The sequence below is a fragment of the Arthrobacter sp. genome, assembly GCF_031179385.1.
GTDB lineage: Bacteria > Actinomycetota > Actinomycetes > Actinomycetales > Micrococcaceae > Arthrobacter_D.
Genome location: NZ_JAPSHV010000091.1, coordinates 1 through 11284 on the forward strand (window position 1 = coordinate 1; position 11284 = coordinate 11284).

Here is an 11284-nt window from a genome sequence, read left to right on the forward strand (position 1 = left end):
CAGGGTCAGGAGGCCACGCTCGTCTTCCTGCCGAATGACGCAGCCGGCGACCCGTGGTTCGTGCGGGCCGCAGGCTATCCGGGAGTCGGACTTTCCCTCGCCTGGGACCGGCCCGTAAGCGTCACCCGACAGGACCCGCTTCTTCGCTCCGTCACCATCCTCGTCGCCGACGGCGCCGTTCCACCAGAGACTGTCCGCACCCTCGCGGCCGAAGAAAGGCACGCATGACCACCACACCAGTCGCCAGCCGGGACGCGCTCTCCGAGCCTGTTGATGACCTGACCGGCGAGCATGCCGTCAAGCGCGCGCGGATCATGGAAATCCTCGACCGAACCGGCCACGACTCGCTGCTGATGACGAGCAACACGGTCATGACCTGGTACCTGGGCGGCAGCCGCCTGCACATCAGCCTCGCCGGTGATCCGGTCGCCGTTCTGCTCGTAGACCGCGAACGCGACCACCTCGTGACTTCCAACAACGAAGCGGACCGGTTGATCCGTGAAGAACTGCCTGCCGGCGTCGTTGTTCATCCCGTGCCCTGGTATGAGTCCGTACTGGAGGTGGCGCGCCGTCTGGCGGTACCGGAGCCATTGGCTGAGGCAGACGTGCAGCGGGAACTGCGAATGGCGCGGCAGGAGCTCCTTCCGGTCGAGGCGGAGCACTATGCCGCTCTCAATCGGGAAGTGGCGCGGGCCATGACGGACGTGCTCTCAGCGGTGCGGCCGCATACAAGGGAGCGTGACGTCGCTGCGGAGCTGTCCGCCCGGATCGTCGCCATGGGTGCAGAACCGCTGGTCCTGTTGTGCAATGGCCGCGAGCGCTCGGCTTTCCGTCACCCCCTGCCGACGGCGGCGCCTCTGGGCCGCCGGGCCATGGCCGTTGTCTGCGCGAGGCGTCGGGGCATGGTTGCCAACGTCACGCGCTGGGTGCGGTTCGATGGGTCAACGGCTGCAGAACGCGATGCAGAGGTCCGGATCGCCGCGGTTGAGGCTGACATCTTCGCGGCCACTGTGCCCGGTGCCCGGCTCGATACGATTTTTGACGGCATCCGCCGCTCCTATGCCGTGCATGGTTTTGGTCCCGAGCAGTGGCGTTTACATCACCAGGGCGGGCCGGCCGGTTATGCGGGCAGGGATCCGAAGGTGACAGCAGCAACCGACGACGAGGTGGTGCTGAACCAGGCGTTTACATGGAACCCGTCCGGACCTGGCGTGAAGATCGAGGACACCGTACTACTCACGGCAGAAGGGGTCCGGGTACTCAGCGTCGATGAACGCTGGCCTACCGTCGAGGTGAACGGCCTGATGCGTCCGGCGACGCTCCAGATCTAGAATCAGAGGCGCTTGAGCCAACCGACGGCGGCGCTCAGATCCGAACGGGCGACCCCGTGGCCGCCATCCCTCAGAACCTGTTCGACGTCGGCCCCCTGCCGCCGCAGTTCCTGCACCACGGTGGTGACGCTCTCCAACGGCGCCATCGGGTCCGTCCGTCCGTTGAGCACGAGGAACCGGCTGCCGGACAGATCGCCCTCCGTAGTGCGGTCTCCGAACGGATACATCCCGGAGAACGTAATCACGCGGTCGATCACGTCGGCATGGAGCATGGCCGTTGCCAGCGCGATGTTTGCACCGTTGGAGAATCCGACGGCGATGAACTGCCGGTCACCCAGGCCGTACTGCTCCCGTGCCTCACCAACGAACTGTGCCAGCTCGCCGGCACGCAGAATGACGTCGTCGACATCGAACAATCCCTCCCCGCGCCGGGCAAACCACCGCAACATGCCCTTCTCCTGCGTTCGGCCACGCGGAGCGAGAACACCGGCGGACGGGTCGAGTTCCGCGGCGAGCTGGGCAATGTCCTGCTCGTTCGACCCTGTCCCGTGCAGCATCAGGAGGATAGAGCTGTTGGCGGAACCTTCCCGATAGATGTGCGGCCAGCCCGCGGCGTTCGGCGCGCCCGTCATGCGTTCTGTCCCGTTGACTCATTGACGGTCCCGTCGACCGTTCCAACCGCACTTTCGAGGTCAGAGCCGGCGTCGCTACCGAGAATGTTGTTGTCCTCCGGCACCTTGATCCGGGCCACGGACGCCTCGATGTCTTCCCGTGACGGCTCAAGCCACGGCGGGAGCTTCAACGACCGGCCCAGTTCGAGCAGAGGTTCATCGACGTTGAATCCCGGGGTGTCGGTCGCAATCTCGAACAGCACGCCGCCCGGTTCGCGGAAGTAGATGGACGTGAAGTACTGCCGGTCCAGGATGGCCGTGACCCTGAAGCCGCGCTCCACAAGGTCCTGGCGCCAGAGTTCCTGAGTAGCCTTGTCCGGCACCCGGAAAGCGATGTGGTGCACGGTGCCGCCGGCGACCAGCCCATACTGGCCGGAAGAATCCGCGACGACGTCAACGATGTTGCCTGCACCGCCGTCGCCGGCTTCCAGGCGGGTACGGCCGGGGGTCTCCTCTGTGATGCGCAATCCCAGGTCCTCGGTGAGGACACGCAACGTGTGCTCCGGGTTGGCGACGGTCAGCACCGAGGAGTGCTGACCGCGCACGGCGTGGTCCGCAGGGACGAACGAGGAGTCCCAGGGGTTGCGCGGGTCCGTGGTGGAGGAGGCGACGAGATCGAGTTGGAGGCCGTCCGGGTCGCGGAGGGAAAGTCTCTCCTCCTGCGCCGATGCACGGGAGATGGAGGAGTCCACGCCGAGGGAACGAAAGTGGTTCTGCCACCAACCGAGACTTCCCTCCGGAACGGAGAACGCCGTCGTCGTCGACTGGCCTGCACCGATGCGTCCCGGCGCTACCTGACCCCATGGGAAGAACGTCATGAGCGAACCCGGACGGCCGGCGTCGTCGCCGTAGTACAGGTGATAGGTGGACGGGTCGTCGAAGTTCACGGTTTTCTTCACGAGGCGCAGCCCCAGACCGCGGATGTAGAAGTCGATGTTCGCCTGAGGGTCGCCCGCGATGGCGGTGACGTGGTGCAGACCCGTGGTGTGCGCTGTCATGGTGATCCTCCGGAGCTCCCGGTCGGCCCCTGCGGTCGACGCGTATAGATGCAAATGCATGCACCTTCTTCGTTATTCCCACGGGCAGCAGATAGCCTGTGGGACGTGGATGAAGGCCCGAACGAGTTGTTGAAGTCGGCCGTTGCGGAAGCTGTCGGCGGCCGCGTTACCGCGCTTGGAGAAATCAAGCGAACACCCCTGGAGTACGACGCGTTCCTCGCCCATCGGAGCGTAAGCCGGGTCCGTGGCATAGCGGCGGTCGGTGGAACAGACGTTGAGTGGTCCATGATCGAGAAACGCACCGAAGGACCAGGTCTGGCCACCTCGTACCTGCTGGATAACGGCGCGCGCGAGTTCGATGCCTACGCATCCGGAGTGCTCGATGACATCGCTCCAGGGGTGGCAGCGCCGCGGCTGTACGGAAGCGAGCTCGACTCCGAGGGCGGCAGGACGCTCTGGCTGGAGGAAATCGGCCACGACGGAACCCGTCCTCTGGACGCTGAAACGATCCTCGCCGCCGCCCATGATCTGGGCCAGATGGGCGGTCGGTGGGTAGGACGGGAACTCGCTGAGCCGTGGTACTTCACCGAGTGGATCGATCGGCATAGCCAGCCTGAAGCCGTGGAACGAGGCCTGCGCAGCCTCCGTGAGGCTCGCCCGGCCACGTCAGCGCGTCTCGGTGACCGGCTGGTCGCAGCCGAACGCCTCGTCCTTGAGCAGGCGCGTTACCGGAGCTTCCTGGAATCCCTCCCCCACACCCTCTGCCATCACGACGCGGTGGGTGCAAACCTCTTCCGGTCGGATTCCCGGACTGTGCTGATTGACTGGGAATCAATTGGCGCCGGTCCCGTAGGGGCTGACCTGGCATCGCTCCTGTTTTCCTCAGTTCGTAGAGGGGATGCCCGGGCCGGTGTAGTGGTTCCGATTGTCGATGAAGCCGTAAACCGTTACTCCGAAGCCCTTCGTGCGGAGGCGGGTCACATCACGCCTGAGGAAATCCGTCTGGGGTTCGACGCCGCCATTGCACTTCGCTGGAAGCTCGCCGCGGACATCGTGGCCGGGATGGATGCGGGGCACCCTCCCCGGCGAGGAAGCCTCCCCGGGGAGGAACCAGCAGCGGCACTGGAGGACCTGATTGCCCTGCTGGACCTGCTCCTCAATTCAGCAGAACGGGCACGCAAAAGAGCATTGAGTCAATTGAGCGCCAATCCCAGGCCGGGCTGACCGGTAACCGTCAGCCCGGATTCCGTAATCCTGACGGGCGACGGCCCGTCGAGGATGCCCAGCTCAGCCAGGGTGGCGCCGTCGACCGCTTCCACCCAGGCCGTTTCAGCAAGCGTGGACGCCAACTGACCGGACAGTTCCGGCAACAGGTGCGGCGCCACAGCGATGCTGTTCGCCCGCGCGAGCTCAACGATTCGACGGAACGGCGTGATTCCACCGACGCGGACGATGTTCGGCTGGATGATATCGACGGCATCTGCCTCGATGAAGTCGCGGAACCTGTAGATGGTGTGCACGTTCTCGCCCAGGGCGATCGGCACGGACGTGGAACGGCGCAGCCGGCGGTACGCGGACAGGTCATCGGCACGGATCGGCTCCTCGAGCCAGTGCAGGCCGTACTCACCGAGCCGGTCGAGGGCGCGCAGGGTGGTGGGCAGATCCCACCGCTGGTTGGCATCGATCATGAGCGCGCGGTCCGGGCCGATGATGTTCCGCACGGCGGCGATCCGCTCGACATCCTCGCGCAGGTCGGGTTTGCCGACCTTCACCTTGACGGCCTGCCTGCCCTCCGCCACCCAGCGTTGTGTCTGATCGACCAATTCGTCCAGGGAGTAGTGCAAATTCACTCCGGACCCATACACCGGCACCGTCTCGCGACGGCGTCCCAACAGGTCCGGCACGGAACAACCTGCCTGCCTCCCCGCCAGGTCCCACAACGCAAGGTCGACGCCGGCCATTGCGATGGTGGTGAGACCTCCTCCGCCGGCCTCATGAAGGCGGACCCAGAGCGCGTCCCATACCTCCTCGGCGCGGGCCGGCAGCCCCGCCACAAACGGCGCGATGTCATGCTCCAGCAACGCCAGAACTGCTCTGGGCCCGATGGTCGGCGTCCAGGAGAAGCCGTGCCCCGTGCCGCCGTCGTCCGTCGTCACGGTGGTGGCAATGAAGTGGTTCTCCGGGACATCCGCCCCCCACGCGCGCCGCAGGGGCGCTGTGATGAGGCGGGCTGACAGGCCGGTGATCTTCGGGGTCATGAACTTACGAGCTCCCGGCCGGCGGTGAGAATGGCCTTGAGTTCCACCAATTGGCTTTCAGTCGGATCGACCAGCGGTGGGCGGACAGAACCGACGTCGAGCCCGTCCAGTCGAAGCCCCGCCTTGATCAGCGAGACACCGAATCCGGGAGTCTGGTCGCGCAACCTCACCAGCGGCGCATAGAAGCCGTCGAGCAACCGATGCCGGGCCTGCTCATCGTTGTCAATGTACGCGCGGTAGTAGGCGGTGGCGATATCCGGCGCCATGGCGAAAGCAGCGGAAGAGTAGAGCGGGATACCGAGTCCCCGGTAGGCGCCCTGGCTGAGCTCGGCGGTCAGCAGACCGTTGAAGAACTGGAAATCAGTTCGGCCAGTAGTTGCGACGGCGGACACAATCTCCTGTGCAAGGCCGACGTCCCCCACACCGTCCTTGAACCCGATCACCTTGGGATTGGCCGCCAGGCGGGCAACGGCGTCCGCGGTGAATGATCCATTAGCGCGGTGATAGATGATGACGGGCAGACTTGATGCCGCTGCCACATCCTCGACGTACGCCACCAGTCCGTCGGTGGGCCCCTTGACGAGGTACGGCGGCAGGACGAGGAGGGCATCAGCGCCCGCCTCCTCCGCAACCTTCGCCGCAGCACGGGCATGGCCGAGCGGCCCGCCGGCACCGGCAATCACCGGGACCTTCCCATTGACGGCACTCACCGCCGTGGTGACCACCGCACGGATCTCGTCGATATCGAGGGCATGGAACTCACCCGTGCCGCACGCGGGAAAGACTCCTCCCGGATTGTGGCTGAGGCGGGACTCAATGTGCTCCCGAAGCTTTGAGGTGTCCACCGTCCCCGATGGCGCGAACGGTGTGACGGGGAAAAACAGAACTCCATTGAACTGCATGTCTTACCTTGCTTCCTGGGTAGCTGACGCGAGCTGCGAGGTTGCCAGCTCGGTGCGCCAGCTGCGTTTCGGCTTCCACCCGAGCAGGCGGCCGGCCTTTTCAATCGAAAATGCCGGGCTGGTTCCATGCAGGTCGGCGGCGAGCGCACCCACTGCGGGCAGATAGCGGGGAATGAGCTCGGACAGCGGCTCACGGGCCAGCGCGTCAGCCGCCCCGACGAAGAACGTTTCGGCGTTCGGAATCCGGTCCATTGACTGCAGCAGCACGTCGAGGAAATCTGCGACATCACGGGCGTCGACGTAATTGAAGATCGCCGGCGCGGACAACGCGGGATCGTCCAGCCGCTCGACGACGGTATGCCCCTGTTGCGTGGGCGCTCCTGCCCATTCCTCGGGCGAGATGACATAGCAGGGCCGGAATGCGGCGTAGCGGATCTTTTCACCCTGGGCTGCCGCGAACATCCGCATCGTCTGCTCGGCGAGCAGCTTGGAGAGCGCGTATGCGTTCCAGGGTTTCGGGGTCGTCTGCTCATCCAGCGGAAACGCTTCGGGCATCCACCCTGCTGGAGAACCGTACCCGAGCACTGTGGGACTGGAAGCGGTGATGATCCGGCCGACTCCAAGGTCGGTCGCCGCACCCATCACCTGGAAGGCGAGCTGGCTGTTGGTCTGGAGGATGACGCTCTCCGGTGCACTGAAGGGTACAGCGATCGCAGCGAGGTGGATGACGGCGTCGGGCCGGTGCTTTTCGATCATGCTCCCGGCAACGCCGGGGGCCAGCAAGTCGACTGCCTCCTGCCGGATCTGAGCGGGGAACACGCCGCTGGGAACCGGCGCGCGGTCCACGGAGACGACGTCGTACCCTGCGTCAGCGAGGCCGGTCACCACGCTGCGCCCCAGCCTGCCCGAGCCGCCCGTGACCAGGACTGTGGTCCGGGAGCGCTCAGTCATGGCGCACCTGACCGCTCGCATCACGGTCAGCCGCGAGATCTGTGCCCAGGCCGAGTTCGCTGATCCGGACAGGGAGTGAGGAATCGAGCGAGGCGTTGCCTGCAATGCCGACCGCCACGGCGCGCAGTCCGTCCAGGTAACCGGACGGCCTGCCCAACGGGTCCTCGCCCGGCCCTTCGAAAAGGTCGGTGAGCAGCAACGCATCACCGCCGCCATGACCGCCTTCTCCGTTCACGATCGGCACTTCCACGGCGCGTTCCCAGTGCTTCTGGAGAATGAGCCGTTCACCGTTCACCCTGAGGGCGTCCTCTTCCTCCACCGGGGTGGCGCTGGGATCGACGACGTTCTTCTGGTCCGTGCTGCTCGAGACAGCGGCGCGTTCCACTACCTCAAGCTCAACCCGGCCGAGCGTCCCGTTCACCGCGACCCGGTACCCCTCCCAGGGGCTGTGTGCATTGAGGGAGTAGCTCAGGGTGGGCCCGGTCCGGTAGTCCACCACCAGGGCGAGGTTGTCCTCGATCGTGATGCCGGGTGCGAAGACGTCCTGGTCACGCTGATAGCCGTCGTGGTGTTCGTTGGCGTAGTAGAGGGCGTTCAATCGCTCGTCCTCGCGCAGATCAAGAGCGAACGGATCCCCGGCGGCGGAGTCGGTGGTGCCGCGCTCCGGGCGGTCGGTCAGCCCACGGCCTGCGGCGTTACGGTCACCGTAGAAGCGAAGCCCCCCACTGGCGAACACGCGCTCGGGGACGTCGTCGATCCACCAGTTGACCAGGTCGAAGTGATGTGAGGCCTTATGGATCAGCAGGCCGCCGGAGTTCTCTTTGCGCCTGTGCCAGCGGCGGAAGTAGTCGGCGCCGTGCACGGTGTCGAGCATCCAGCTGAAGTCAATCGATGTGACAGTGCCGATCGCGCCGCTCTGGATGAGCTCCTTCAGCGCGCTGTTACGCGGCGAATACCGGTAGTTGAAGGTGACGACGACGTCCCTGCCCGTTCGCTCGATGGCGTCGCAGATACGGCGGCAGCCTTCCACATCAATGGTCAACGGTTTCTCGACGACGACGTCCGCGCCTGCTTCCAGCGCCTCGACAATGTAGTCGGCGTGCGTGTAATCAGGGGTGGTGACGATGACGCGGTCTATGCCGTTGTCCTGGATGAACTGTGTCAGGTCTTTGGGATCGAACTTTCCAATCGCTGTTCCGCCGGCCAGCTCCGCAGCCAGCGCGAGGTAGTACTCGACACGGCCGGGATTGGTGTCACTGATGGCAACGAGTTCGGTTGAGGAAGCGTGGTCGCCGAGTGCTGCACGGACGTACATGTCGGCCCTGGACCCGGTGCCGATCAGGACGACGCGGGTGCGCTTCTGATCCTGCGACTGCGGTTCGGCAGACAGGGTGTGGGAGGCGGTGCTCATGGGGCTCCTTGGTTGGTCGGCATCAGGAACGATGCGACGCCGTAGATGGCGAGAAAACGTTTTCTGGAAACGTTATATGCTTTCTATCAATACACCGGCTCACCCGTCAACCATTCACCGTGATCACGCCGATCCCGAGCTCATGAGGAACCCATGGCAAGGAAAACCGCCAACCGCAGGGTAGGCATCACCGACGTCGCACAGCGGGCAGGAGTCTCGCTCGCCTCGGTCTCGCGCGTCATGAACGGCAACTTCTCCGTAGATCCGGACATCGCCGCCCGTGTCCGCACAGCGGCTGCGGAATTGAATTACCAGCCCAACGCGGTGGGACGCAGCCTGGCGCTGGGCAAGACAGACACGATCGGCGTCGTCGTTCCTGACCTTGCCAATCCAACCTTCCAGGGCATGCTCCGCGGGGTGAGCCGTGCCGCTGCGCAGGACGGCTACCGCGTCCTGATAGCCGACTCCTCCGAGGTTTCCAGTGAGGAGTCCATTCTGGCGGGGGAAGCACGGCGCCGGTGCGACGGCGTCGTGCTCTGCGCACCGCGCATGAATGATGCCGAACTTGAAGCGCTGGCTCCGTCCCTGCGTCCGCTGGTACTGGTCAACCGCTCGACGGCGGACATCCAGACACCCAGCCTCGTGGTCGACTACGGACAGGGTATACAGGATCTCGCGATGCACCTGGTGAAACTGGGGCACACCCACCTCGCCTTCCTCTCGGGCCCCGAGCGGAGTGCCGGCAACCAGGCCCGCCTTCAGGGACTGGAGAAGTTCCGCACGGATCATCCCGCGGTCACCCTGACCGTACTCTCCGGCGGATCCAGCTTCGAGGCTGGCCACGGGTCAGCGGAGGCCGTTCTCGAAACGGGAGCAACCGGCGTACTGGCGTTCAACGACCTCGTTGCCATGGGACTACTGAGCGGCCTGCACGAGCGGGGCGTCGACGTGCCGGGGGATATCTCCGTAACCGGGTTCGACGACATCCCGTTTGCGAACTACACCACCCCACCCCTCACCACCGCTGCCGTGCCGATCAACGACATCGGCGAGCAGGCGTGGCAGGAGATGCGGCGGCTTCTCGGGGACGCCGCTTCGGAACCTTCCCACACCACCTTCCAGCCCGAAGTTCGGCCGCGCGGGAGTACCGGACCCGCGACTCGCTAGACAGCGAAACGTTCACGCGTGGTTGACATGCGAGAAAGCGTTTTCTATGGTTGCGGCACCGGGATCGGCCCTCGTCGAGGTGCCGTCAAGAAAGCTTTCGAACACACCACTCAATCTCAATGAGGAGAAGCTCAGTGAGTCTGTTTCGTCCTGCCCTGACCCTGCTTTGCGCCGCGACCCTCGTGTCAACAACCGGCGCCCCCGCTACCGCCCAACCTCCATCTCATGCGGCGCCGCCCGCGCAGACAGCTTCAACGCCACTGGAACACCAGACGCTACCCACCAATGACGGCTGGGGTTCGTACGGTGCGGGTACCACCGGCGGCGCGGGGGCTGACGGTGACCGTATCTTCGATGTCTCATCCCGGGCAGAACTCAAAGCGGCCTTCGCCGCAGCCGGTAACGATTCCAAGATCATCCGCGTCCACGGTGAACTGCTCGGCAACGCCGACGATGCCGGAAATCCACTCTCCTGCGACCAGTACGCTTCGGGCACCGGCTACTCGCTCGATGCATACCTTGAGGCATACGATCCGGCCACCTGGGGGTGGGACCGGGAGCCCGAGGGTGGGCAGGAGGAGGCCCGAAACCGTGCTGCCCAAAAGCAGAGGGCAACGATTCTCCTCGATGTGCCGAGCAACACCACCATCGTGGGCGCCTCTCCGGATGCAACCCTCAACGGACTGTCGCTGCGCATCAATCGTGCGAACAACGTCATAGTGCGGAACCTTCACCACAAGGGAGTCATTGACTGTTTCCCGCAGTGGGATCCCACCGACGGCAGTTCCGGGAACTGGAACAGCGAATACGACATGGTGCAGATCATCAACGGGTCCACGAATGTCTGGATGGACCACAACCACTACACCGATGATCCCTACTTCGACGACGAGGCACCCGAGTACTTCGGGCGGCCCTACCAGCAACACGACGGCGCTATCGACGTCACCAACGGTTCCGACCTGATCACCATCTCCTATAACCGTTTTGCTGACCGGGACAAGCTGATGCTGATCGGATCCACAGACTCACCCGGCCGTGGAGACCCCGGCAAGCTGCGGATAACTCTGCACCACAACGAGTTCGTGAACGTCGGGCAGCGCGCGCCGCGCGTGCGCTACGGGCAGGTTGACGTCTACAACAACCACTTCGTCACCAACGAGCAGTCCAGGGTTCCTTACCAATACAGCCTGGGTGCCGGCGTGGAGTCCCACATCTGGGCGGAGGCCAACGCCTTCACGCTTACCCCGGAAGTCGACCCTTCGGAGATCATTGCGCACTGGAAGGGAACGGCAATCACCACGATCGACAACACAGTCAATCGGCACGTCGTCGATCTCCGCGCCGCCTATAACGCCAGCGCACCCGCGGACAAACAACTGGCAGAGGACACCTCATGGCGGCCGGTACTTCGCACACAGGTTCATCCGGCTCAGGCGGTTCCCTCGATTCTCAAGGGCAACGTTGGACCCGTATTTACGGCGGGAGATCGCCGGTGATCCTCGAACGACACATCAACCGCAGAACAGTACTGACCGGAATCGCCGGTACTGCCGGATTTATGGCATTGGGTGCGGCTTCATCCGCCGGCGTGG

11 protein-coding genes are annotated in these 11284 nt (G+C 64.7%); 5 read left to right on the forward strand and 6 right to left on the reverse strand.

The genetic code is table 11. The annotated features are described in order from the left end of the window. Both RIF85_RS11980 and RIF85_RS11985 read left to right on the forward strand, forming a co-directional pair. Nucleotides 1-228, forward strand: a 228-nt coding sequence (locus RIF85_RS11980) for a DUF6807 family protein (RefSeq protein WP_309072131.1), incomplete at its 5' end; no start/stop codon positions are given. Continuing rightward, nucleotides 225-1331, forward strand: coding sequence for a M24 family metallopeptidase (locus tag RIF85_RS11985; protein WP_375164844.1), 1107 nt, complete (start codon nucleotides 225-227; stop codon nucleotides 1329-1331). The genes RIF85_RS11980 and RIF85_RS11985, both read left to right, overlap by 4 nt. 2 nt (nucleotides 1332-1333) lie before the next feature. On the opposite strand, the gene RIF85_RS11990 is transcribed toward RIF85_RS11985, so the two are convergent. Both RIF85_RS11990 and RIF85_RS11995 read right to left on the reverse strand, forming a co-directional pair. Then, a complete protein-coding gene (locus RIF85_RS11990) occupies nucleotides 1334-1963 on the reverse strand; it encodes an alpha/beta hydrolase (RefSeq protein WP_309072132.1) in 630 nt (209 codons plus the stop codon). Continuing rightward, the gene (locus RIF85_RS11995; protein WP_309072133.1) at nucleotides 1960-3000 is read right to left on the reverse strand and encodes a ring-cleaving dioxygenase; all 1041 of its coding nucleotides are present in this window, start codon (nucleotides 2998-3000) and stop codon (nucleotides 1960-1962) included. The genes RIF85_RS11990 and RIF85_RS11995 overlap by 4 nt, the downstream gene beginning before the upstream one ends. 105 nt (nucleotides 3001-3105) lie before the next feature. Between RIF85_RS11995 and RIF85_RS12000 the strand changes: the two genes are divergently transcribed. After that, entirely contained in the window at nucleotides 3106-4224 is a 1119-nt protein-coding gene (locus RIF85_RS12000; protein WP_309072134.1) for a phosphotransferase, read from the forward strand. Here RIF85_RS12000 and RIF85_RS12005 read toward each other — a convergent pair. Genes RIF85_RS12005 through RIF85_RS12020 form a run of 4 tightly spaced genes read right to left on the reverse strand, consistent with a single transcriptional unit; the run spans nucleotide 4194 to nucleotide 8522 of the window. Further along, on the reverse strand, nucleotides 4194-5258 hold the full coding sequence (locus RIF85_RS12005; RefSeq protein ID WP_309072135.1) for a mandelate racemase/muconate lactonizing enzyme family protein: 1065 nt from the start codon (nucleotides 5256-5258) through the stop codon (nucleotides 4194-4196). The two genes, RIF85_RS12000 and RIF85_RS12005, sit on opposite strands and share 31 nt — an antisense overlap. After that, complete coding sequence (locus RIF85_RS12010; protein WP_309072136.1) at nucleotides 5255-6160, reverse strand: 5-dehydro-4-deoxyglucarate dehydratase; 906 nt, start codon at nucleotides 6158-6160, stop codon at nucleotides 5255-5257. The genes RIF85_RS12005 and RIF85_RS12010 overlap by 4 nt, the downstream gene beginning before the upstream one ends. A gap of 3 nt (nucleotides 6161-6163) precedes the next feature. Then, nucleotides 6164-7111, reverse strand: coding sequence for an NAD(P)-dependent oxidoreductase (locus RIF85_RS12015; protein ID WP_309072137.1), 948 nt, complete (start codon nucleotides 7109-7111; stop codon nucleotides 6164-6166). Then, the gene (locus tag RIF85_RS12020) at nucleotides 7104-8522 is read right to left on the reverse strand and encodes a Gfo/Idh/MocA family oxidoreductase (RefSeq protein WP_309072138.1); all 1419 of its coding nucleotides are present in this window, start codon (nucleotides 8520-8522) and stop codon (nucleotides 7104-7106) included. Before RIF85_RS12020 ends, RIF85_RS12015 begins: the two co-directional genes overlap by 8 nt. Before the next feature lie 153 nt (nucleotides 8523-8675). Here RIF85_RS12020 and RIF85_RS12025 point away from each other — a divergent pair, with 153 nt between their 5' ends. Both RIF85_RS12025 and RIF85_RS12030 read left to right on the forward strand, forming a co-directional pair. Then, complete coding sequence (locus RIF85_RS12025) at nucleotides 8676-9689, forward strand: LacI family DNA-binding transcriptional regulator (protein ID WP_309072139.1); 1014 nt, start codon at nucleotides 8676-8678, stop codon at nucleotides 9687-9689. A gap of 134 nt (nucleotides 9690-9823) precedes the next feature. After that, nucleotides 9824-11188 carry a pectate lyase gene (locus tag RIF85_RS12030; RefSeq protein ID WP_309072140.1) on the forward strand — a complete coding sequence of 455 codons (1365 nt, stop codon included), beginning with the start codon at nucleotides 9824-9826 and terminating at the stop codon, nucleotides 11186-11188. Nucleotides 11189-11284: the final 96 nt, after the last annotated feature.